We start from the raw sequence: 21,903 nt of genomic DNA, 5'->3' as shown, positions 1-21,903 counted from the left end.
GGGTTATCGATTGATCAGCTTGGCGGGCAAGGTCCAGATCAGGAAGGCGCCCAGCGTCAGCATCCCGGCGATCATGAAATAGGCGCTGTTGCCGCTCTGCGTGACATCGCGCAGGTAGCCGATCATGTAGCCGCTGGTGAACCCGGCCAGGTTGCCGATCGAGTTGCTCATGGCAATGGCCGTGGCTGCCGCTGCACCGCTGAGGAACGCCGTCGGCAACGACCAGAACAGTGGCGAGCAGGTCAGAATGCCGGCAGCCGCGATCGACAGGAACACCAGCGACAACGCCGTGCTGTGCATGATCCACGGCAGCGCGACAAAACCCACTGCACCCATCATGCACGGGATGATCAGGTGCCAGCGGCGCTCCTGGTGCTTGTCGGCGCTGCGCCCGAACAGGTACATGGCGACGATGGCGGCCACGTACGGAATCGCGCTCAGCAGGCCGATCTGCAGCGGATCGGACACGCCGGTCGACTTGATGAACGTCGGCATCCACAACGTCAGACCGTACTGGCCCGTGACGTAGCAGAAGCAGATTGCGCTGATGAGCCAGACACGCGGGTCGGTGAACACCTTGCCGACAGGTGCGTGGCGCTGCTCGGTCGTCTTGTTCTCTTCGGCCTTGGCCAGTTCGAGCACGCGCTTTTCATCCGCGCTGAGCCACTTGGCCTTGGCGATGGAGCTGTCCAGGTAGTAGAAGCAGAACAGCCCCAGCAGCACGGCCGGCACGGCTTCGATGAGGAACATCCACTGCCACCCTGCCCAGCCGCCAACGCCAGCCATGCTGCCCATCAGATAGCCCGACAGCGGGTTGCCGATGATGCCCGACAGCGGCGAACCCATGCAGTAGAGCGCCATGATCTTGGCGCGCCGTTGCGACGGATACCAGCAGGTGAGGAAGTAGACGATCCCAGGCGTAAAGCCAGCCTCGGCCAAGCCCAGGAGGAAGCGCAGGATGTAGAACGCGGTCGGCGTCTTCACGAACACGAAGCACGCAGACAGCAGGCCCCACGTCACCATGATCCGGCCGATCCAGATCTTGGCCCCGAACCGATGCAGCGCCAGGTTGCTCGGCACCTCGAAGAGAAAATAGCCGATGAAGAAGATGCCGGCACCCAAGCCGTACACGGTTTCACTGAAGCCCAGATCCTGAGACATCTGCAGCTTCGCAAAACCGACATTGACCCGATCAAGGTACGCGATCAGGAAGCAGATCATGAGAAACGGAACGAGCCGCCAGGTGACCTTGCGATACACCGCGTCTTCGTACGACCTTACCTTCGCACCCGCCTGCAGGGTAGTGTCCACAGTCTTCCTCCTTGGTTGTTCGGGGGTCAGGGCGATTCCCGCTCCTGCCCCCGATCCGCGCTCTTTTTCGGCGCGTGCTTCCGATTGCGGCCGGGCAGCGTACAGGCTGCCGCAGCGATGCAGCATTCATGCCATCGACGAAGATGGCATCGCCGCCCTTTCAGGCTGCCGCCTTGAGCGACAACGGTGTGGCGTGGGCCGCCAGATACTCCATGGCAGCGACCACCCCGCTTGCCGCCACGGAAACGCCTGAGAGCTTCAGCCCCATCTCGCAGCCTGTGAGCGCAGCCATCAGCGTCAAGTCATTGCAGTCACCCAGATGGCCAATGCGGAACATGCGGCCGCGCACCTTCCCCAAACCAGTGCCCAGCGACATGTTGAAGCGGTCGTAGATGGTGCGACGCACGGCATCCGCGTCGACGCCCTCAGGCATCATCACGCCGGTCAGCACCGGGCTGTAGACGGACGGGTCGGCACACTGGATCTCCAGCCCCCAGGCGCGTACGGCGCGGCGGCATGCCTCGGCAAGCCGCTGGTGGCGCGCAAAGACGTTGTCGAGCCCCTCGTCGAGAATCATGTCCAGCGCTTCCGACAAGCCATAGAGCAGATTCGTGTTCGGCGTGTACGGCCAGTAGCCGGAGCGATTCATCTCGATGATCTCGTCCCAGCCCCAGAAGGCGCGTGGCAGCTTCGCGCTCCTGGAGGCCTCGATCGCCTTCTGCGAGACCGCGTTGAAGCTGATGCCGGGCGGCAGCATGAGCCCCTTCTGCGAGCCCGAAACGGTCACGTCCACGCCCCACTCGTCATGGCGGTAGTCAGCCGATGCGAGCCCAGAGATCGTGTCGACCAGCAGCAGCGCCGGGTGGCCTGCCGCGTCAATCGCGCGCCGCACCGCCGCGATGTCGGAAGTGACGCCGGTCGACGTCTCGTTGTGCACCACGCAGACCGCCTTGATGGTGTGGGCGGTATCGGCGCGCAAGCGGGCCTCGATCATGTCGGGCTGCACGCCACGGCGCCATCCCTCGATGCCCGGCAGCCCCAGGAACTCGGGGCGCAGGCCCAGGCTCTCGGCCATCTTTTTCCATAGCGTGGCGAAGTGGCCGGTTTCAAACATCAACACCGTGTCGCCCGGGCTCAGGGTGTTCGACAGCGCAGCCTCCCAAGCTCCCGTGCCGGATGCCGGATAGATGATGACCGGCTGCTCGGTCTTGAAAATCTTCTTGATACCGGCCAGCACCTTCAGCCCCAGTGCCCCGAATTCCGGACCGCGATGGTCGATCGTCGGATAGCTCATGGCCCTCAGGATGCGATCAGGAACGGGGCTCGGCCCGGGGATCTGAAGGAAGTGACGGCCTGCGGGGTGGAAGTCGAGTTTCTGCATTTGCCCTCCTGTTGAATTTTGCATGCAAAATACTTTATCAGTGCATACCGCATCGCGATAGGGCGCCGCCCACCCAAAATGGCCCGTGTTTACCCGAGTCTTTACGGAGTTCGAGCCCTGTCTTTGAGTCACATCCGCGTCTGCTAGAATGGATAACAGAACGTTTTTCTGGACTTTGTATGCAAGATCCAACAATTCCGGGCCAACATTCGGCCGTTGCCGCGCTGCCAAGGCTTGAACGGCAGCGCCTGCACGACACCGTGGTCGATCACCTGCGGAATTTCATCGTGGAGGGTGTGCTGAAGGCCGGCATGAAGCTCAACGAGCGTGAGCTGTGCGAGACACTGGGAATCTCGCGCACCCCCTTGCGCGAAGCGCTGAAGGTGCTGGCGGCAGAAGGATTGATCGATATCTCGCCCAACCGTGGGGCAACGGTGTCCAGCCTCTCGCCCACCGAGGTGCGCGACACCTTCGAGTTGATGAGTGGCCTGGAAGCGTTTTCAGGGGAACTGGCGTGCGAGCGCATCACCGCCGTCGAGCTCGCAGAGATCAAAGCGCTGCACTACGCCATGCTGGCCTGCCGCGCGCAGAACGACCTGCCCGGCTACTACAGCCTCAACCGGCAGATCCACGACCGTATCAATGAGGCGGCGCGCAATGCCGCCTTGCGGCAGACGTACCTGGCCGTCAACCGGCGGCTGCAGGCGCTGCGCTTCCGGTCGAACTACCAGACGACAAAATGGGACAACGCGGTTCACGACCATGAAGACATGCTCGTGGCGCTCGAAGCGCGTGACGGCAAGCGGCTCGCAGCCATTCTGCGCAAGCATCTGCTGGACAAGCGCGATGCCGTGCTGACCATGATGGCCAATGAAACCACGGAGATACCCGAGAAGACGGGAACCTGAATCCGGTTCTGCGGCGCGAGCGATGTCGCCATCGCTCGCATCGCCCCCAAGGCCCCGTCTGGACGCCTAGTGGCGGGCACGCATTGCGCTGCCGTACCTACTACCTCAGCCGAGGCCTAGTGCGCGTCGGCCTCGCCATCAAGGTCATGATCGCGGTCGCGCGATCGCATGCCCATCAAACGCTCGTAGTTGAGCGAGGCATGGAAGCCGAAGCCGTTGCCGCCGGCACGCTTGACTTCATACATGGCGGCATCTGCATTGCGGATGAGCGTGGCGGCATCGCGCCCGTCAGCCGGGTACAGCGCCACGCCGGCACTCACGCCCATCGACAGCACATGACCCTCCACACGGAACGGCGCCTGCAGCTGCTCGACCAGGCGCTCGACGGTTTGCGTCACATCGTCGCGCGTGGCGCAGTGGGTGAGGATGGCGACAAACTCATCGCCGCCCAGGCGCGCGACCGTGTCCGACGCGCGCAGGCCGCTGCGCAGCCGCACCGCGGTGGCCTTGAGGACGAGATCGCCCACGCCGTGGCCATACTCGTCGTTAACAGGTTTGAATCGATCGAGATCGATGAACACGACCGCCACTTGGCTACGCGCCCGACGCGCCGCCTGAATGGCCACGAACAGCCGATCGCGCAGCAGGCGCGCGTTTGGCAGATCGGTCAGCGGGTCATGCAGCGCAAGATGATGGGCCTGGTCGAGCGCGGTGCGGCGCTGGGTGACGTCGAGCAACGTACCGCTCACGCGCGTGGCCATGCCGCGGGCATCGCGCTCGGTGACGCGGCCGCGCGCAGCCACCCAGATCCACTGTCCGTGGCCGGCCCGCATGCGCTGCTCCACTTCAAAACTGTCGGCATCGCCGCGCATGTGGCGATAGATGCGTCGCGCGCTCAACGCCGCATCCTGCGGGTGCACCATGGCAAACCATGCATCGGGGTCGTTGGGCAACTCGGCGGGCTCGTAGCCCAGCATGTCGGCCGTGCGGCGGTTGAACGACACGTGCCGCGCACGCATCGACCAATCGAACGTACCCAGCCCCGCGCCGTCGAGCACGTAGGCCAAACGTTGTTCCGACGCACGCAACGATTCCAGCGCCAGGCGCCGCGCCGTCACGTCCTGCATCTGCACGACCAGGTGCCGGGTCTCATTGCCGTCATCGCGCGCCACGGCCACATCGGTCTGCACCCAGACGGTGGTGCCATCTTCGCGCACCAGCCGCGTTTCCATCGACAGCGCATCGCGCTGGCCCGCCAACAGCGCCTTCACGTCATGCCGCGCGCGCTCCGCATGATCCGGGTGGCACAGGTCAAACAGGTCGCGCGTGCGCAGCGCCTGGGCCTGGTGGCCGGTCAGCGCGCACAGCGCACGGTTCACGTCGAGGAAGCGACCCTCCGGCGCGCACAGGCCAATCCCTATCGGCGAATGTTCGATCGCAGCCTTGTACAAGTGGTGGTCCTCAAGCATGGCGATGCAGTTTCGCGAATGCGGCAGTCCCGGGGGCATGGATGATGTAATGGCCATCCCGCCGCAAAGGCGCCATGACGCAAGGGTCTGCGTTGGGCGGTGCGCTGGCGGTCGGCGTGGATCCCCGTAACCGGTCTCGTGGTCTGTGTGGCCCAGTTGACCAACGGGCCAGCCGACAGACCGGGTGCGTTGCAAGCGCACGAATCGAGGCGGACTATAGAAGCCGCGGGTTAACGGGGCAATCCCTTCCCGCGAGGGGACACGGGCCGATCGGTTGCCCCCCTTGCGCGGAACGACGCGAAGGAAACGCGCCCCGCGTCATTCCCGTCTGCGTTTGCTGGCGTCACATATCAACGCCTGTCTGGCGCCGCCAGACCAACGATCGACTGTACACCCGCACCCCTTTCCGGACAGCTAGCCATTCGGCTAGGTCGTGCCGGCCGGCAGGGGCGCCGCGGCGGCCGGCCGTCAGTTCGATGCGCCGCAATCTCCACATTGCAAATGTCTCAAGGTGAAAACAAAGCCGCAAAATTCATCCGGAAGAACGAAATGCGCAGAAGGGCGGCTCCGTTACTATTCTGGAGTATCGCTATCGGGGGGCGAAATCAAACACGGCGAGCCGCGGCGCACAGTCGCGGTTGTGGGAGGTCGTATGGAATTGAGTTTTATCGCCCCCGGCACGCACACGCACCGCTATGCCCTGAAGCTGGCGGGCTTGTCCGAGGGCAACCAACCGGTCGACCCGGCATGGATTGACGATGCCCTCACCGCCGCCGTGCGCGTGTTCGAGGCCCATCGCGTGCACTTTGCCGACGCCTACCTCGCGTATCGGGCACGTGACGCAGCACACCATCCCAGCCGCGCCGCAGAGGGCCGCTCACCTGCCCGTATCACCGGCGATCTCCACGACGACACCCCGCTGCTCGCGGATACGTTTGCGATCGCGCAGCTGGCGGCGTTGGTCTCACTCGAGGCATCGGGCGTGGCCGACGTGATCGACGTGCACCTCGTGGTCGAACGCCTGCTCGACGACGGCCCCGCGCCGCCGGCTGACGGCATTGGCGAGGTCACGTTCGTGGCCGAGACGCCCTCGCGCCTGCGCGGCGTGGTGAGCCATCACTAAGGCTGCCCGGACCTGTTGCGGGTGGGCCGCTCCGGCACGATGGCCGGTTGCGGCTCGGTCAGCGCGCCCACGGCGGCGGCATCGCGGAACGTCCAGTACCGGTGCACCAGAAAGTTGAAGACCGCCGTGATGGCCGAGGCGAACATCTGCGCAATCAGGTAGTACAACCCGAGCCCCAGCCCGATGGCCATGATGGTGGCATTGCACCCCAGCGCCAGAAAGGCCACCAGGCCGAACCGCACCATTGCGCCGATGTGTCCGCGCGTGCTGTTGAACACGGCTTGCCGGCTGATGAAGTAATTGAGCGTGGCTCCGATCACGCTGCCGGCCACCGACGCCCGCCACGGCGACACACCCACCTGCACCAACCCGAACAACACCACGTAGTGCGCTAGCGTTGCACCGCCGCCGATCACGACATAGCGCGCAAACTGCACCACCGCTGCCCAGAAATGCCGCCGAGAAGCCATGGCCGCGCCCGCCCCGTCCACCTTGGAACCTGCATTGTGCTCGATCATGGCAGCCGGGCCGCAACTCGCGTGCCACCGTCCGTGCGCTTCAGATCAGTGCGCTTAAAGTTGTGCAAGATTTGGCCGTATAGAAGCGTGGGGCCCGCGCGGCTGCGGGCGCCTCATTGCCATGCTCGAACTTCAACCTCTCGACATTCCGCTTGCGATCCCCCTGCCGTGGCCGATGCTTGACGCCGACGGGCAACTGCTCGTGCCCAAGGGCGACGTCATCCACTCGCCAGAGGAGATCGACCTGCTGTTCACGCTGCACCGCCCGCACCGTCAGGCGGATGGCCCTCCCGCGCCCGCACCCGCGTTCGCCAACACGCCGTTCCCGAACACGCTGTTTCCCGACATGGGCGACGACCTGGACGGAGAGCGCACGATCGCCATGGAGCTCCTGGGCCTGCGCCCAGGCGGCATGCTGACCGTGCGCCTGACCGCCGGCGCCGGCCAGACCAAGGGTGCCGCACGCGTAATGGGCTACAGCCCGCAGCGCCACCTGCTCATCACCATGCCCACCGACAGCGGCCGCACTGTCATGCCGGTCAAGGATGAACTGGTGGAAGTCCACGCCTTCTCGGGCGAAGGCATTGCCAGCTTTGAATGCGTGGTGATGGCGGTGTGCCGCGTGCCGTTCGAATACGTGGTGCTGTCGCAGCCGCGCCGAATCAAGAACCGCACGTTGCGCAAATCGCTGCGTGTACGCGCCAACGTGGTCGGCAAGATGCTGGTGAGCGGCGAGCAGCCGCGCATGATCCATATCTCCGACATCAGCACGACGGGCGCGTCGTTCCGCTCCGCGCATCGGCTGGAAGTCAGCGGTGCGCCGGCACGCCTGCGCTTTCGGGTGAAAACGCGTGACTACCATTCCGAACTCGTGGCCGCCGCGCTCATTCGCAGTGAGAAGCCTGCGGATCTGCCTAACATCTATCAATACGGCGTCGAATTCATCGAATTGGTCGCGGCGCAAAAAATGCTGTTGCAATGCTTTATCTATGAACAGTTGCTTTGGGGCGGCCAACGCATGGTGTAACGTGCAGCGAGGTAGATGTGCAAAACGCTGTTACCAGAATTCATTGCCGTTAAACGTTAAAAAAGCGAGCCGGATTCCCACCCAAAGCCGCCATAAACCGATCAAGATGGCTGGCTTTCAGCTTATGATGCGCACAGACTTTTTGTGATGAAGTCACGACTTGACGCGCATCAGACGCACGCAGTTCCGTTTTAAAGGTATTTGCAGGACGCCCCATTTATGAGTCGCGCTAGGCCTGCCGCGCCAACGGGTCTGGATCCCATTTCCGGATTGCCGGACCACGGACGATTCGTCCAGCTGTTGGCAACGATGCCGCAACCCGCTCGGCAAGGCGCCATCGGCGCACTGCTGCTGATTGGCTTCGATCATTTTGCCGAGGCGACCACCACGCTCGGGCCACTGGCCACGCACGCGGTCATCGTTGAATGTGCGGGGCGGCTTGAATCGCTGTGCGCGGCGGCGGGAGACGGCAGAGCGCCCATCGTCGGACGGGTCGGCCCCGAAACCTTTGCCGTTGCCTGCGCGGACTTCGCCTCGGCGCAGGATGTGCACGACCTTGCACGACGGATCTCTGCGACCCTCACGCGGCCCTTCATCACGCACGGCTACGAGCTGGTGTGCTCGTGCAGCATCGGCATGACGCTGTTCGAGAGCACGCCCGCCGACGCCGCGCGGCTGATCGAGCAGGCCGACCGTGCGCTGTATGGCGCCCAGCACGGTGCCCAACCGAGCCCGGCGCTGTATGCCCCGGCGGGCACACCGCCGGGCGGCACCCACGCCACTGCCGATGAACACGACGCCGTTGCCAAACACCCGCGCCTGGCCGCGCAGCTGCGCCATGCGCTCGCGCGCCGGCAGTTCAGCCTGAACCTGCAGCCGCAGTTGAGCCTGGCCGACGGGCGGATCGTCGGTTACGAATTCCTGCTGCGGTGGATCTCGCCGGAACTGGGCGGCGTGGCACCGGCCGATTTCCTGCCGATCCTGGAGCAGACGGGCGACATCCACGAGGTGGGCCGCTGGGTGCTCGACAACGCCGCACAGATGCTGGCCGGGTTGCTGCGAGAAGAATCCCAGCGTGCGGGGCGCAACAGCACACGGCATCAGCCGGGCGTGCATGCAGCCGTCAATCTGTCGGTCGCTGAGCTGCTCGACCCGCAGCTCAGCGACGTTGTCCGCGACATTGCCGCACGCCACGCCGTGCCCACGGCGCGGCTGGTGTTCGAGGTGTCGGAGCACACGCTGCAACGTGCCGACGGCGCAGCGCGCCAGGCCGTAGACGCCCTGCACGCTTGCGGCGCACGCGTGGCCGTGGAAGACTTCGGTGCCACCGCGCACAGCCTCGATTGCCTCGCAACCTTCCGCCCGGATCAAGTCAAGCTCGATCAGGCCATCGTCAGCGCGATTGCCGATCCGCATGAACACGGTGCGCTGCAGCGCCTGGTGACCGCCGCGCACACCGCCGGCGTGCCCGTTACGGCCACGCGCGTGGAAACCGCCGCACAGCTGCACGCGTTGCGCGCCTGCCGGTGTGACGTCATCCAGGGCTACCTGCTGTCGCAGCCCTTCCCTGCCCGCTGGATCGACGACACACAAGACGTGATTGCCGAACGCGCACGCGATCTGATGCCGTAAAGCACAACGCCCTCCCGCAATGGAAGGGCGTTGTTGCCTGCGAATGGTGAGCGGCGCCGCTTATGCGCGCTCGACGCGGAAGACGGACACCGCGCTGCGCAGCGCCTCCGCCTGTTCCTCCAGCGATTCCGCGGCCGCGGCCGCCTGCTCCACCAGCGCGGCGTTCTGCTGTGTGACCTGGTCCATCTGCGTGACGGCTTGGTTGACCTGCTCGATGCCGCTGCTCTGCTCTTCCGACGCCGCGCTGATCTCGCCCATGATGTCGGTCACGCGCTTGACGGCCACCACCACTTCGTCGATCACCGTACCGGCTTCGGCCACGAGCGTCGAGCCGTTCTGCACGCGGCCCACCGAGTCGCCGATCAACGCCTTGATTTCCTTGGCCGCCGTGGCGCTGCGCTGCGCGAGGCTGCGCACCTCGCCGGCCACCACGGCAAAGCCACGGCCCTGCTCGCCCGCGCGCGCGGCTTCCACCGCAGCGTTCAGGGCGAGGATGTTGGTCTGGAACGCAATGCCCTCGATCACGCCGATGATGTCGGCAATCTTGCGGCTGCTCTCGTTGATGCCGGCCATGGTCTCGACCACGCGGCCCACGACTTCCCCGCCCTTGACGGCGATGTCCGATGCATTGACCGCCAGCGTGCTGGCCTGACGTGCGTTGTCGGCGTTCTGCTTCACGATGCTGGTGAGCTCTTCCATGCTCGATGCCGTTTCTTCCAGCGACGAAGCCTGCTGCTCCGTGCGTTGCGACAGGTCGGCATTGCCGGCGGCGATCTGCTTGGTGGCGCTGGCGATCGAGTCCGACCCCGTTCGCACCTGGCCGATGATCTGCTGCAGGCTCGTCTGCATCGACGAGACCGCGTGCATGAGGCGCGCGGTTTCATCGCGACGGCCGGCAGCGGTCTGGCCTTCCATGCGCGTGGCGAGATCGCCCGATGCCATGCGCTCGAACACCTGGATGGCACGCTCCAGCGGACGCACCACCGTGCGGCCGAGCACGCCGCGCGCCACCACCGACAGCACCAGCGCCGCCACCAGCAGCCCGCCCGAGATCCAGATGCTCATGGCGTAGCGCGACTGCGAGTTGTCGAAACGCGCCTGACCGTACTTGAAGCGCGCCCCAACGAGCGGCCCGAGCGCCGTGTCGTACTCAACGAAGAGTTTGGGCACCTGCGTCGTGTTGAGGTCACGATACGTCGTGAGGTCACTGCGTTCGAGCGCTGCGATAGCGGGCTCCAGTGCCGTCTTGACGAACTTGGTGCGCGCGGCATCGGCGGCCTGCAACTGGGCGCGGTCTGCGTCTGGAACCGGCAGCTTCATGAACTGCGCCCACGCATCGTTGGCCGAATTGACCATCGTGTGCGCGTCGGTCAGCAGCTTCTTGAGTTCTTCGGGCGACGAGACCGAATCAAAGTTGGTCAGGTGAATGCGTGCCCACAACAGGTTGATGGTGTCCTTGGCCAACAGGTCCAGGCCCTTGGCATCCTCGAGATATACCGCGCGCAGATCCGCGTTGGTGGCCCGGCCCGTGGTGATGCCCGCCACCCCCACCACTGCAATCATTACCGCGAACACGGCCACCAACATCGTCAGCCGCGTGCGAATGCTCGTATCTATCCACTTCCACATGTTTTCTTCCTTGCATGGTTGGGCCGTCTGGCGCGCTGTCTTATGCCGCCTTGGACGCGCCGCTGGTTCCGGCACCCGGTTCACTCCCGAAATGTCCTAACGGCAAGGGCGGGCAGAAGTAGAGGGCACCTGCGCAAATGTCCGGAATGCGCCGCAAGTGATGTCTAAGAGTGTAAAAAAGATGCCTCAGGCGCACCCTGCGCTGCGGGCTGGTTTTAAAATGCGGCTTGCGCCACCGCCTGGGTGGCAATCACGCGAAATCGTGCGGGTTACCGCACTGCTCATAAGGGGATCAAGATGAAGAAACTGATTGCACTGCTGGCCCTGGGCTGCGTCGTGCTGGCTGGCTGCAACACGATGGCAGGCATGGGCAAGGACATCCAGACGGGTGGCCAGAAGCTGGAAAACGCCGCCGACAACACCAAGCAGAAGATGTAATGCCGCGAAGGCCCGGCAGATTGCCTAGCCTGAGTTGAAAAAAACGCCGCACACCGCGGCGTTTTTTCTTTTTGGGCGCCGCGCTAGAGCAGCTCCTCCGGAGTAAACGGCGCCAGCATCTGGATCCACGCCCGGCGGCCCAGGCCCACGTCGGGCTCGTGATCGACCACGATCTCCTTGCCGTCCTGATGCGCGGTCCAGCGCAGCTGTCCATCCACCTTGGTCACGCGGTAGGCGCTGCTCCCCACCGCATCATCGAAGAGCTTGGCCACCGCCTGCGCCAGCACCGGGCTGCGGATAATGAGGCCGGTCTCGGTATTCAGGCCGATGGAGCGCGGGTCAATGTTCATCGAACCGACGAATAGCGTGCTGCGGTCCACCACGATCGACTTCACATGCAGGCTTGCCTGCGCCGAACGGAACGAGCCGACCACCTTCGGGCGATCGCCCAGCGTGGAGCGCAGTTCGTACAGTTCGACACCGTCGTCGACGAGCGCGCCGCGGTATTTGGCATACCCGACGTGCACGATGGGCGCATCGGTGGCGGCCAGCGAGTTGGTCAGCACGCGCAGCCGCACCCCACGCTCCTGCAGGCGCTTGGCCACGTCCACACCGCGCTTGCCTGGCACGAAGTACGGCGAGATCAACACGACCTCCCGCCGGGCTTCGTCAATCAGGCGCAGCAGCGTCTGGGCGAGACGCTCGCCGCCGGGCTCGACCTCGTCACCGGATACCTTGGCCGGGCGATCGACGATCACCTGCGCGGGCGCCCACTCCAGCCGCAGACGGTTGCGGGCAATCTGGTCAGCGAGGAACCAGTCGCGCAGAGCCGGCCTGAGCGGTAACGGATCCGTGGGCGTCGGGTTGGCCAGATCGGTCTGGTTGCGCAGGCGCCGCTGCTCAGGATCGGTGATGTACCGGGTGGATTCCTGCGGCCCGGAGCCGGAGCCCGAGCCAAGATCGATCGGAGACGTCGGCACGTCGATATGCGGCAGCGGCCCTTCCGGCCTGCGGGGCACCGAGACCGGCGGCGGATAGTTGCCCTCCTTCTGTTCCGGCGGATGCGCCTCGCTGCGTTCGGGCACCAAGGCCTGCACCGGATAGGCAAACTCGCTGTTCCAGTACGTATCAAACGCCGCCGACAACTGCCGCACCGCCAGCCCTGCAACCAGCACATCCAGATCGACGAAATTGGTGGTCTTGTCCTGGGTGAAGTACTCCGCCCCCAGGTTGCGCCCGCCCGTGACGGCCAAGGCGTTGTCGGCAATGAAGGCCTTGTTGTGCATGCGCCGGTTGACGCGGCGGAACTCGGCCGCGCCGCTCAGGTAGCGTGTGAAATTCGACATGCGCCCGCCCGGAAACGGGTTGAACAGCCGCACGTCGATGTTCTTGTGCGAGGCGAACTTCAGGAAGGCCAGATCGCGCCCGTCGCTGTGCAGATCATCGACCAGCACGCGCACGCGCACGCCGCGCTCGGCAGCGGCCAGCACGTGGCGCATCAGCTCGCGCACGCTGTTGTCGCTCTCGATGATGAAGTACTGCAAGTCAAGCGTGCGCTCGGCGCGATCAGCCAGCGTGAGCAAGGTTGCATAGGCTTCCTCGCCCGACGGGATCAGCCGGAAGCCAGACACCTCGGGCGACGGCGCGCTCGCCTGCACCAGTCGCCCCAGCGCGGTGGTGGATTCCGCCTTGGGCAGCGCGGTCGTGGCAGGCCGCTCCACGTTCTCGGGCAGGCTGGCGCACGCAGTCAACAGCGTGGCGGCCAAGCAGGCAAGCCACGCGCGCAGAAGCGCAGAGGGAGGAATCTTCCGGTGTCCTTGCATGTTCTATGTCGTGTTTTGCTACCGGGGGGCTGACAGGACTTCAACTGCACATCAGCATGCGGCGTGCCTGCACCGACTTGGCGGCCAGACTACGTCAAATGCCAGCCGGGTCAATATCCGTGTTTGTCCGACGCCACCCGGGGCATGTCAAAATGCCCAACGCGTGCTCTTCTCTGCTGCTCCCATGCTGACCAATACCACGGTATTTGCCGCATTCCTCTTCGTTGTGCACTGCGTGGGCGTGCTCGCGGCCATGCATGCCGTGCTGACCGTGCGGACCTCGCAGGGCGCCATTGCGTGGGCCATCTCGCTGGTCACGCTGCCGGAGTTCACGCTGATCCCGTACCTGATCTTCGGGCGCAGCACCTTTGCCGGCTATGTGGATGCGCGGCGCTTCAACAACGCGCGCATGCGCGAGATCACCCTATCCGACGACTGGCGCCGCCTGCGCGACCATGAGTCCTGCGTGGTCGTGCCGCAGCACGCTTGCATGCAAGCGTTACCGCGGCTCACGGGCATGCCGTGTCTGGCGCGCAACCGCGTGCGGCTGCTGGTCAACGGCGCGGAAACCTTTGATGCCATCTTCGCGGCCATTGCCCAGGCGCAACGCGTGCTGATCGTGCAGTTCTTCATCGTGCATGACGATTCGCTCGGCCGCCGCCTGGCCGAGCTCATGCTCGAACGGGCCCGCGCCGGGGTGCGGGTGTATTTCCTCTTCGACAGCATCGGCTGCCATGCCCTGCCGCGCCACTACGTGCAGCGCCTGACCGACGGCGGCATACAGGCCAAGCCGTTCTCCACGCACGCCGGTTTCGTCAACCGATTCCAGCTCAACTTCCGCAACCACCGCAAGCTCGTGGTGGTGGACGGCGAGCGCGCCTTCGTGGGCGGCCACAACGTCGGCAACGAATACCTGGGTGAGAACCCGCCGCTCGCACCGTGGCGCGACACGCATATCGAAATCGTCGGCGCGGCGGTGATGGATTTGCAGCTCACCTTTGCCGAAGACTGGTACTGGGCCGCGCACGAGGTACCGCAGCTGATCGTGCCCGAGCTGCGTCCCGAAGAAGACATGGTCTGCCAAGTGGTGGCCAGCGGCCCGGCCGACAAGCAGGAGACCTGCTCGCTGTTCTTCATGGAAGCCATCCAATCCGCACGCAAGCGGCTGTGGATCACCACACCCTACTTCATCCCCGATGAAGCCGTGTTTGCCGCGCTGCGCCTGGCCGTGCTGCGCGGCGTGGACGTGCGCATCCTGATCCCGTCGCGACCCGACCACCGCGTCGTGTTCCTGGCCTCGACCCTGTATGCGTACCAGGCCATCCGCGCGGGCGTGAAGATCTACCGCTATCTGCCGGGTTTCCTGCACCAGAAGGTTGTGCTGATCGACGACGATGCCGCCGCTGTGGGCAGCGCCAATCTCGATAACCGCTCGTTCCGCCTGAACTTCGAGCTGATGATCGTGACGGCCGACGAGCGATTCGCCAACGACGTCACGCAGATGCTCGAAGCCGACTTTGCCGAAGCCACCCGCGTCGGCCGCGACGAGTACGAGCACGCCCACCCGCTGCGCCGCGTGATCATGCACGTGGCCAAGCTGTTCGCGCCGATCCTGTAATCCGCGCTTCGAATTCGCCCGCAAGAAGCGGAGCGCGTCCACACGTCGCCATCCCTAACCTGAAGCCAACGCCTTCAGGAGATGCGCGATGCACTGTCCCCTTGCCCCCTCCATCGACCGCCTGCCGGCCGGCTTTAACCGGCTCGCGGGCTCCAACCTTGCCGCGCAGTCGGCTGAGCAGATCGCGCTGGCGGCCATGCCCATGGTAGCCGTTCTGACACTGCATGCGGACGCCAGCACCGCAAGCTGGCTGCAGGTGGCGCTGACGCTGCCGTTCGTGCTGTTTGCCATTCCCATCGGCATGCTGGCGGACCGCTGGCCCAAGCGCACGCTGATGGCAGGTGCGGAAGCCGCGCGCGCGGCGGCGCTGTTCGTGGTGGCCGGCTTGCTGGTGACCGGGCACCTGAATCTGGCAGCGCTGGGCGTACTGGGCTTTGTGGCCGTATGCGGTACCGTGGTGTTCAGCGTGGCAGCGCCGGCGCTGGTGCCAGCGCTGGTGCCAGCGCTGGTGCCGGCGGCAATGCTCTCGCGGGCCAACGGCCGCATCGAGCTGGCACGCACGGTGGCGTTTGCCTGTGGCCCCGCCATTGGCGGTGCGTTGATCGGCTGGACAGGGGCCATGGCGGCGTTCGTGCTGGCGGCGGCGCTGTCGGCTGCGGCGGCCGCGCTGCTGGCGGGCGTGGCTTCCCCTCTCCCGGCGAGACGGCGCACGGCGCATGCGCTGCGCGACATTGCGGAAGGCGCGCGCTTCGTGTTTCAACATCCGCTGCTGCGGCCGGTATTCGCCACGCAGTTCATCTTCACCGCAGCCATCTTCATGGTGTTCGCCATCTTTGTTCCGTACGCGGCGCATCGACTCGGCCTGTCTGCGCAAGCCATCGGGCTGGCTTTGGGAATGTACGGCGCGGGCATGGTGATCGGCGCGCTGCTGGCGGCACGCATTCTGGCGCGCTGGCGCTTTGGATATGTCGTCGCGACGGGCCCGGTGTGCGGGTTGGCTGGCGGCGCGTTGCTTGCAGCGACGCTGTGGCAACCCTGGCCGGCGCTTGCCCATGCGGGGTTCTTCCTGCTGGGCTGCGGGCCGATCCTGTGGGTGGTCTCCACGACGACGCTGCGGCAGACAGTAACGCCACCCGCGCTGCTCGCGCGCGTGTCGGCGGTGAACGTGATGTCGTATGGCGCACGGCCCGTGGGGGCGGCGCTGGCTGCGTGGCTTGCTGCGCAAGCTGGCGTGGGGGCTTGCCTGTTGGTGGCGCTGGCCGGTTTTGCGCTGCAGCTGCTGTGCATCCTGCAATCGCCCGCGGTGCGGCTGATGCGTCAACCGGAAGCGGACGACGCTGATGCCGCGTTCAATCCGGCCCAAGCCTATTGAGGCTGCGGTTGGGTCTGCGGTTGGTTCTGCGGCTGAGTCTGCGCATCGCGCCACGCGCGCGGCGTCATCCCAAAATGGGCGATGAACCAGCGCGTGAATGACGCCTGCCGCGTATAGCCCAGCAACGCCGCCACGCGTCCGATCCGGTAGCTCGGATTGGCCATGTAGCGGATGGCGAGGTTGTGGCGCACCTCCTCCACCAGCTCGGAGAACGTCGCGCCAGCTGCATCCAGTTGCCGCTGCAACGTACGCACGCTCAGGTGCAGATGCTCTGCCACCTGTTCAACCGAAGCGCGCTCCAGCGGCAGCAGCAGGTACACCGCGCGCCGCACCTCCTGCACCATCGCGTCCGGCCCCGATACGTTGAGCGGCTGGGCCAGGCTTTCCGCATACCGCACCAGGGCCGGATCGGCGGCAGGGTTGGGGGTTTCCAGATCGGCCGCGGCGCAGACGATGCCGTTGAAATCGCTGTCAAACACGAGCGGACAACCGAACATGCGGCGGTGCATGCTGACATCGGCCGGCGCTGCATGCGTGAAATGGATGGCGCGCGGTTTCCAGTGCACCCCCAGCAGCGCGCTGCATGTGCGGGCCAGCACGCCGACTGCCAGTTCGTTGACTTGGCGTAGCGGCACCGGTATCTCGGCGATCACCTCTTCGCGAATGACGACCATATCGCCGTCGGATTCCAGATAGATCGCCAATGCCTCGTTCAACAGATGGCGGTACTGGATGATGGCCTGCAGCGCCTCGCGCAACGTACGCTTGTGCCCCAGCAACAGCCCGAGCACCCCGAAGTCCAGCTCCTGCCGCGCCTCGGCCATCTGCAGGCCGAGCGTGGGGCACGGTGCGCTGGCGGCAGTGAGCTCCATCAACTGGCACGTCGCCACCACCGGCACGAGTTGCTCCGCATCGGCCAGCTTGGCCGGGTCCAGGCCGACCTGCCGCAAGGCCTCCTGCGGGTTGAAGCCGAGCCGCCGCACGACCTGAAAGTAGCCGTTGAGCGATCGGGCGCGCACCATCGTTTCCATCGGGTTGTCTGCCGGGTTCCGGTCGTCTTGGTGTTTACACGGAATGGCGCGCAAAGAGAAAAACTTGGCGCCAAATGAGAAATTGAACCGTACCGCTTCCCTATAGTGGAGTCCAGCCGAGACTTCCCCTACCGGAGCCAACCATGCAATTCCTCGATGATTCGCTGCACCCCGAGAACCAGGACAAAGTCGTCATTACCGTTGCGCCGTACGGCCCGGAATGGGCGCCGGAAGATTTTCCGGAAGACATCCCGGTCACGATGGAAGAACAGGTGCAAAAGGCCGTGGACTGCTACAACGCCGGCGCCACCGTGCTGCACCTGCACGTGCGCGAACTGGATGGCAAGGGCTCCAAGCGGCTGTCGAAGTTCAACGAGCTGATTGCCGGCGTGCGCGCCGCGGTGCCCGACATGATCATCCAGGTGGGCGGCTCGATCTCGTTTGCGCCGGAAGACGAAGGCCAGGCCGCGAAGTGGCTGTCAGACGACACGCGCCACATGCTGGCTGACCTGACCCCCACGCCTGATCAGGTAACGGTGGCAGTCAACACCACGCAGATGAACATCATGGAGCTGCTGTACCCGGCGTATCTGGAAGGCACCTCGCTGGCCAACCCGGCGCTGGCGGCGGCCTATTCCGAGATGACCGTACCTGCCGGCCCCGCCTGGCTGGAAGAGCACCTGCGCCGCCTGCAAGCCTCGGGCGTGCAGCCGCACTTCCAGCTCACGGGCATCCATGCACTGGAAACGCTCGAACGCCTGGTGCGCAAGGGCGTCTACAAGGGCCCGCTGAACCTCACGTGGATCGGCATTGGCGGCGGCTTTGACGGCCCCAACCCGTTCAACTTCTTCAACTTCATCCACCGCGCGCCGGATGGCTGCACGCTGACGGCGGAGTCGCTGCTCAAGAACGTGCTGCCGTTCAACATGATGGCCATGGCAATGGGCCTGCATCCGCGTTGCGGCATTGAAGACACCATCATTGATCAGCACGGCAACCGCATGACCTCGGTGCAGCAGATCGAGCAATGTGTGCGCGTGGCGAAAGAGCTGGGCCGCGAGATTGCCAGCGGCAAGGAAGCACGGGCGATCTATCGCATTGGCGTGCAGTACGACAGCGTGGAAGAGACGCTGGCGAAGAACGGCATGTCGCCCAACCGCGCGCCTAACGTGAAGAACCTGCCGCTGCGCGCCGCCTAAACTACAAGCGAGCTTCACCGGGCCCAACACAGGCGGCGCTCAACGCAAGCGCCGCCACTCGGAGACAACCATGAATCTGCATGCTGCCGACCTGCGCGCAGACCACCACGACGGCTACCTCGTCAGCCGACCCCAGGCGTGGTTTGCGTTTGCGATGACCTTTGCGCTGATGCTGTTCGACTACATCGATCGGCAAGTCATCGTGTCGCTGTTCCCGCATCTGAAAGCGGCCTGGGCGCTGTCGGACAAGCAGCTGGGCGCGCTGGTCTCCGTCATCTCGATTGTGGTGGCGGTGGGCGGCTTGCCGGTGGCGCTGCTGGCCGACCGCTTCAGCCGCGTCAAGAGCATCGTCGTCATGGCGACGGTGTGGAGCCTGGCCACCATCTCGTGCATGTTCACGCGCAATTACGCGCAACTGTTCACGGCGCGTGCCATCGTTGGCGTGGGTGAAACCGGCTATGGCTCCGTGGGTGCGGCGCTCATCGCCAGTCTTTTCCCCAAGCGCCTGCGTGCCACGTTGATGGGCGCGTTCTTTGCGGCCGGTTCGGTCGGGGCGGTGCTGGGCGTGCTGCTCGGCGGCGTGATTGCCTCGCATTGGGGCTGGCAGGCAGCCTTTGGTGTGGTGGGCGTGCCGGGGCTGGTGCTGGCGCTGCTCTACGTGTTCGTGCCGGACTACAAGACCGTGGCGATGGCGCCATACGAGCAGGCTCGCCAGACGGCGGGCTCGGCCCTGCAGCGCGTGGTGACGGCGCTCACCGGCTCCCGCACGCTGTGGTGGACGTGCCTGGGCGCGGCGTTCCAGTTGATCGTCGTGTCGACCATCTGGTCGTGGCTGCCGAGTTATCTGAACCGCTATCACGGCACGCCCCCGGACCGTGCAGCCATGCAGGCAGCACTGGTGGTGCTGTGCGGCGCGCTCGGCGCCTTCGTGTGGGGCGTGGTGGCAGACGTGGTGGCCGCGCGCCGTCAACGCAACCGGCTGCTCGTGGTGGCGGCGCTGACCATCGTCACGCTGCTTGTGTTCATGACGGCCTTCGGCACCACCATGCCGGCCAATCAACAGTTCCTGCTGATCGCCTTTGGCGGCTTTCTGATGACGTGCACGGTGGCACCGGCATCGAGCGTGGTGTTTGACGTGATCCACCCGGGCGTGCGCTCGACCGGAGCCGCAGTGCTGTCGCTGTTCCAGAACCTCTTCGGGCTGGCCATCGGTCCGTTCGTGGGCGGAGCACTGTCCGACGCGTGGGGCCTGCAGACCGCGCTGGCGGTGATGCCGCTCTTTGGCGTGGCCGCGGCGGCCTGCATGCTGCTGGCGGCACGCAGCTATGAAACCGAGCTCAAGCGCGTCGCCGACGTGTCGCTGGATGCAGCGCCCACCGGCACACCGCCTGCCGTGGCCTCTGCATGACCGCCTGATTCCGCTTAACCGCGCGCCGCCGTCCAAGGCACCCCTCCCTCTCCGCTTTGAACGTGGCTCACCTTGTGGCCACGCAGGCGGCGCGCACCCCAAAACATTGCTGACACTGGAGACACACATGGCAACCGCAGTCCGCTTTCACGAAACCGGCGGCCCCGAAGTCTTGCGTTGCGAGACCGTTGAAGTCGGACGACCGGGCCCCGGCCAGGTCCGCTTGCGCCACGAGGCCGTGGGCCTGAACTTTGCCGATACGTACTTCCGCTCCGGCTTGTATCCTGTGCCGCTGCCCGCTGGCATGGGCGTTGAAGCCGCCGGCATCGTCGAGGCCGTGGGCGATGGCGTCACCAATGTCGCCGAAGGGGACCGCGTCACCTACACCGGCTTCATCAACACGCTGGGTGCGTACAGCACCGAGCGGCTGATTCCCGCCGCCCCGCTCATCAAGCTGCCGGATGCCATTGCCTGCGAAACCGCAGCCGCCATGACCATGCGCGGCCTGACCTCGGCCTACCTGCTGCGCCGCATCTATCCGTTTGCCAAGGGCGACACGGTGCTGCTGCACGCAGCGGCGGGCGGCGTGGGGCTCATCGTCTCGCAGTGGGCCAAGCTGCTCGGCCTGACGGTGATCGGCACCGTATCGAGCGAAGCCAAGGCGGACATCGCCCGCGCGCATGGCTGCGACCACGTCATCAACTACGCGCAGGAAGACGTCGCAAAGCGCGTGCGCGAGCTGACCGACGGCGTGGGCGTGAACGTGGTGTTCGACAGCGTGGGCAAGAGCACCTTCGACGCCTCGCTGGATTCGCTCAAGCGGCGCGGGCTGATGGTGTGCGTGGGCACGGCCTCGGGCCCGATCCCGCCGTTCGATCCGCAACTGCTGGCGCGCAAGGGCTCGCTCTATTTGACGCGCCCTGCCCTGGCGGACTACATCGCCGATCCGGCTGAGAAGGCAGAACTTGCCGGCGAGCTGTTCGACCACGTCGCAGCAGGCCGCATCCGGATCGAGATCCACCAGCGCTACGCACTCGAAGAGGCCGTGCAGGCGCACCGCGATCTGGAATCGCGCAAGACGACGGGCTCGTCCGTCTTCGTCATCTGAGGCACCGCCATGCGTATCGAACCACTGACCAACGCACTCGGTGCAGAGCTGATCGGCGTGCAACTGGCCGACGCGGTGCAGAGCGACGACCTGTTTGCGGAGATCCGCGCCGCGCTGCTCAAGCATCGCGTGGTCTTCTTGCGCGATCAGGAATTGAGCCGTGCGCAGCATGTCGCCTTCGCCCGCCGCTTTGGCGATCTGGAAGACCACCCCGTGGCCGGCAGCGACCCCGAGCACCCCGGCCTCGTGCGCATCTACAAGACGCCTGAACAGCCGAACGACCGCTACGAAAACTGCTGGCACTCCGACACCACGTGGCGCGAAGCGCCGCAGTTCGGCGCCGTGCTGCGCTGCGTGGAATGCCCGTCCGTGGGCGGCGACACCATGTGGGCCAACATGGCCCTCGCCTACGAAAAGCTGCCCGACGACGTGAAGCACGAGATTGCCGACCTGCGCGCGCGCCACAGCATCGAATCGAGCTTCGGCGCCGCGATGCCGATCGAGAAGCGTCTCGCGCTCAAGGCGCAATACCCCGACCCCGAACACCCCGTGGTGCGCACCCACCCCGAGACCGGCGAGAAGGTGCTGTACGTGAACGGCTTCACCACGCACTTCACGAACTACCACACGCCCGCACGCGTGCGCTACGGTCAAGACGCTACGGGCGGCGCAGCGGACCTGCTGCGCTACCTGATCAGCCAAGCGTACATTCCTGAATACCAGGTGCGCTGGCGCTGGAAGCCGAATAGCGTGGCCATCTGGGACAACACCGCCACGCAGCACTACGCGGTCATGGACTACGCGCCCTGCCATCGCAAGATGGAGCGCGCCGGCATCATCGGCAGCAAGCCGTTTTAACGATCGTCGGGACACATCGATCCCGCGGCAACAACACCAAGAGGAGACCT

General features: G+C 65.3%; 18 protein-coding genes. 11 read left to right on the top strand and 7 right to left on the bottom strand.

Features of this window, described 5'->3' with window-relative positions:
* Positions 1 to 3: 3 nt before the first annotated feature.
* Together NG900_RS15310 and NG900_RS15305 are read right to left on the bottom strand one after the other, a co-directional pair.
* A complete protein-coding gene (locus tag NG900_RS15310) occupies positions 4 to 1,311 on the bottom strand; it encodes an MFS transporter (RefSeq protein ID WP_252681886.1) in 1,308 nt (435 codons plus the stop codon).
* 160 nt (positions 1,312 to 1,471) lie between these two features.
* Positions 1,472 to 2,692, bottom strand: a complete 1,221-nt coding sequence (locus tag NG900_RS15305) for a pyridoxal-phosphate-dependent aminotransferase family protein (protein ID WP_252681884.1) — start codon at positions 2,690 to 2,692, stop codon at positions 1,472 to 1,474.
* Positions 2,693 to 2,871: 179 nt separating this feature from the next.
* Here NG900_RS15305 and NG900_RS15300 point away from each other — a divergent pair, with 179 nt between their 5' ends.
* Complete coding sequence (locus NG900_RS15300; RefSeq protein ID WP_252681882.1) at positions 2,872 to 3,600, top strand: GntR family transcriptional regulator; 729 nt, start codon at positions 2,872 to 2,874, stop codon at positions 3,598 to 3,600.
* A 116-nt stretch (positions 3,601 to 3,716) separates the two neighbouring features.
* Here NG900_RS15300 and NG900_RS15295 read toward each other — a convergent pair whose 3' ends face one another.
* Positions 3,717 to 5,069 (bottom strand): diguanylate cyclase domain-containing protein, encoded by a 1,353-nt coding sequence (locus NG900_RS15295; RefSeq protein ID WP_252681880.1) that lies wholly within the window; start codon positions 5,067 to 5,069, stop codon positions 3,717 to 3,719.
* A gap of 652 nt (positions 5,070 to 5,721) precedes the next feature.
* Between NG900_RS15295 and NG900_RS15290 the strand changes: the two genes are divergently transcribed.
* Positions 5,722 to 6,192 carry a hypothetical protein gene (locus NG900_RS15290; protein WP_252681877.1) on the top strand — a complete coding sequence of 157 codons (471 nt, stop codon included), beginning with the start codon at positions 5,722 to 5,724 and terminating at the stop codon, positions 6,190 to 6,192.
* On the opposite strand, the gene NG900_RS15285 is transcribed toward NG900_RS15290, so the two are convergent.
* The gene (locus NG900_RS15285) at positions 6,189 to 6,710 is read right to left on the bottom strand and encodes a GtrA family protein (protein WP_252681875.1); all 522 of its coding nucleotides are present in this window, start codon (positions 6,708 to 6,710) and stop codon (positions 6,189 to 6,191) included. The genes NG900_RS15290 and NG900_RS15285 overlap by 4 nt on opposite strands.
* 121 nt (positions 6,711 to 6,831) lie before the next feature.
* Here NG900_RS15285 and NG900_RS15280 point away from each other — a divergent pair, with 121 nt between their 5' ends.
* Positions 6,832 to 7,737 carry a flagellar brake protein gene (locus tag NG900_RS15280; RefSeq protein ID WP_252681874.1) on the top strand — a complete coding sequence of 302 codons (906 nt, stop codon included), beginning with the start codon at positions 6,832 to 6,834 and terminating at the stop codon, positions 7,735 to 7,737.
* A gap of 219 nt (positions 7,738 to 7,956) precedes the next feature.
* Positions 7,957 to 9,369: a bifunctional diguanylate cyclase/phosphodiesterase gene (locus tag NG900_RS15275; RefSeq protein WP_252681872.1), complete on the top strand. Its 1,413-nt coding sequence runs from the start codon at positions 7,957 to 7,959 to the stop codon at positions 9,367 to 9,369.
* 60 nt (positions 9,370 to 9,429) lie between these two features.
* Here the strand turns inward: NG900_RS15275 and NG900_RS15270 are convergent, their stop codons facing one another.
* A complete protein-coding gene (locus NG900_RS15270) occupies positions 9,430 to 10,998 on the bottom strand; it encodes a methyl-accepting chemotaxis protein (RefSeq protein ID WP_252681870.1) in 1,569 nt (522 codons plus the stop codon).
* A gap of 297 nt (positions 10,999 to 11,295) precedes the next feature.
* Here NG900_RS15270 and NG900_RS15265 point away from each other — a divergent pair, with 297 nt between their 5' ends.
* Entirely contained in the window at positions 11,296 to 11,436 is a 141-nt protein-coding gene (locus NG900_RS15265) for an entericidin A/B family lipoprotein (protein WP_024978581.1), read from the top strand.
* 83 nt (positions 11,437 to 11,519) lie between these two features.
* Here the strand turns inward: NG900_RS15265 and NG900_RS15260 are convergent, their stop codons facing one another.
* On the bottom strand, positions 11,520 to 13,259 hold the full coding sequence (locus NG900_RS15260; RefSeq protein WP_252681868.1) for a phospholipase D family protein: 1,740 nt from the start codon (positions 13,257 to 13,259) through the stop codon (positions 11,520 to 11,522).
* Positions 13,260 to 13,443: 184 nt separating this feature from the next.
* Here NG900_RS15260 and cls point away from each other — a divergent pair, with 184 nt between their 5' ends.
* Together cls and NG900_RS15250 are read left to right on the top strand one after the other, a co-directional pair.
* Positions 13,444 to 14,877: a cardiolipin synthase gene (cls, locus tag NG900_RS15255; RefSeq protein WP_252681866.1), complete on the top strand. Its 1,434-nt coding sequence runs from the start codon at positions 13,444 to 13,446 to the stop codon at positions 14,875 to 14,877.
* 88 nt (positions 14,878 to 14,965) lie between these two features.
* Positions 14,966 to 16,249: an MFS transporter gene (locus tag NG900_RS15250; protein ID WP_252681864.1), complete on the top strand. Its 1,284-nt coding sequence runs from the start codon at positions 14,966 to 14,968 to the stop codon at positions 16,247 to 16,249.
* Here the strand turns inward: NG900_RS15250 and NG900_RS15245 are convergent.
* Positions 16,243 to 17,280: an AraC family transcriptional regulator gene (locus tag NG900_RS15245; protein WP_252681862.1), complete on the bottom strand. Its 1,038-nt coding sequence runs from the start codon at positions 17,278 to 17,280 to the stop codon at positions 16,243 to 16,245. The genes NG900_RS15250 and NG900_RS15245 overlap by 7 nt on opposite strands.
* 143 nt (positions 17,281 to 17,423) lie before the next feature.
* Here NG900_RS15245 and NG900_RS15240 point away from each other — a divergent pair, with 143 nt between their 5' ends.
* From NG900_RS15240 to NG900_RS15225, 4 genes are all read left to right on the top strand, one after another.
* Positions 17,424 to 18,479, top strand: a complete 1,056-nt coding sequence (locus tag NG900_RS15240; protein WP_252681860.1) for a beta-keto acid cleavage family enzyme — start codon at positions 17,424 to 17,426, stop codon at positions 18,477 to 18,479.
* Positions 18,480 to 18,549: 70 nt separating this feature from the next.
* Positions 18,550 to 19,887 (top strand): MFS transporter, encoded by a 1,338-nt coding sequence (locus NG900_RS15235; protein WP_252681858.1) that lies wholly within the window; start codon positions 18,550 to 18,552, stop codon positions 19,885 to 19,887.
* A 127-nt stretch (positions 19,888 to 20,014) separates the two neighbouring features.
* A complete protein-coding gene (locus NG900_RS15230; protein ID WP_252681856.1) occupies positions 20,015 to 20,995 on the top strand; it encodes a quinone oxidoreductase family protein in 981 nt (326 codons plus the stop codon).
* A gap of 9 nt (positions 20,996 to 21,004) precedes the next feature.
* Positions 21,005 to 21,853 carry a TauD/TfdA dioxygenase family protein gene (locus tag NG900_RS15225; RefSeq protein ID WP_252681854.1) on the top strand — a complete coding sequence of 283 codons (849 nt, stop codon included), beginning with the start codon at positions 21,005 to 21,007 and terminating at the stop codon, positions 21,851 to 21,853.
* The last annotated feature ends 50 nt before the right edge of the window (positions 21,854 to 21,903 follow it).

The organism is Ralstonia soli, assembly GCF_023955655.1.
Classification (GTDB): domain Bacteria; phylum Pseudomonadota; class Gammaproteobacteria; order Burkholderiales; family Burkholderiaceae; genus Ralstonia; species Ralstonia soli.
The sequence above is the reverse complement of the archived record's forward strand: the minus strand, read 5'-3'. Positions and strand labels throughout refer to the sequence as shown.

Excerpts from the sequence above, each read along its gene's own strand:
- NG900_RS15305 (WP_252681884.1), bottom strand. The coding sequence starts at position 2,692 with ATGCAGAAACTCGACTTCCACCCCGCAGGCCGTCACTTCCTTCAGATC.
- NG900_RS15300 (WP_252681882.1), top strand. The coding sequence starts at position 2,872 with ATGCAAGATCCAACAATTCCGGGCCAACATTCGGCCGTTGCCGCGCTG.
- NG900_RS15295 (WP_252681880.1), bottom strand. The coding sequence starts at position 5,069 with ATGCTTGAGGACCACCACTTGTACAAGGCTGCGATCGAACATTCGCCG.
- NG900_RS15290 (WP_252681877.1), top strand. The coding sequence starts at position 5,722 with ATGGAATTGAGTTTTATCGCCCCCGGCACGCACACGCACCGCTATGCC.
- NG900_RS15285 (WP_252681875.1), bottom strand. The coding sequence starts at position 6,710 with ATGATCGAGCACAATGCAGGTTCCAAGGTGGACGGGGCGGGCGCGGCC.
- NG900_RS15280 (WP_252681874.1), top strand. The coding sequence starts at position 6,832 with ATGCTCGAACTTCAACCTCTCGACATTCCGCTTGCGATCCCCCTGCCG.
- NG900_RS15275 (WP_252681872.1), top strand. The coding sequence starts at position 7,957 with ATGAGTCGCGCTAGGCCTGCCGCGCCAACGGGTCTGGATCCCATTTCC.
- NG900_RS15270 (WP_252681870.1), bottom strand. The coding sequence starts at position 10,998 with ATGTGGAAGTGGATAGATACGAGCATTCGCACGCGGCTGACGATGTTG.
- NG900_RS15265 (WP_024978581.1), top strand. The coding sequence starts at position 11,296 with ATGAAGAAACTGATTGCACTGCTGGCCCTGGGCTGCGTCGTGCTGGCT.
- NG900_RS15260 (WP_252681868.1), bottom strand. The coding sequence starts at position 13,259 with ATGCAAGGACACCGGAAGATTCCTCCCTCTGCGCTTCTGCGCGCGTGG.
- cls (WP_252681866.1), top strand. The coding sequence starts at position 13,444 with ATGCTGACCAATACCACGGTATTTGCCGCATTCCTCTTCGTTGTGCAC.
- NG900_RS15250 (WP_252681864.1), top strand. The coding sequence starts at position 14,966 with ATGCACTGTCCCCTTGCCCCCTCCATCGACCGCCTGCCGGCCGGCTTT.
- NG900_RS15245 (WP_252681862.1), bottom strand. The coding sequence starts at position 17,280 with ATGGAAACGATGGTGCGCGCCCGATCGCTCAACGGCTACTTTCAGGTC.
- NG900_RS15240 (WP_252681860.1), top strand. The coding sequence starts at position 17,424 with ATGCAATTCCTCGATGATTCGCTGCACCCCGAGAACCAGGACAAAGTC.
- NG900_RS15235 (WP_252681858.1), top strand. The coding sequence starts at position 18,550 with ATGAATCTGCATGCTGCCGACCTGCGCGCAGACCACCACGACGGCTAC.
- NG900_RS15230 (WP_252681856.1), top strand. The coding sequence starts at position 20,015 with ATGGCAACCGCAGTCCGCTTTCACGAAACCGGCGGCCCCGAAGTCTTG.
- NG900_RS15225 (WP_252681854.1), top strand. The coding sequence starts at position 21,005 with ATGCGTATCGAACCACTGACCAACGCACTCGGTGCAGAGCTGATCGGC.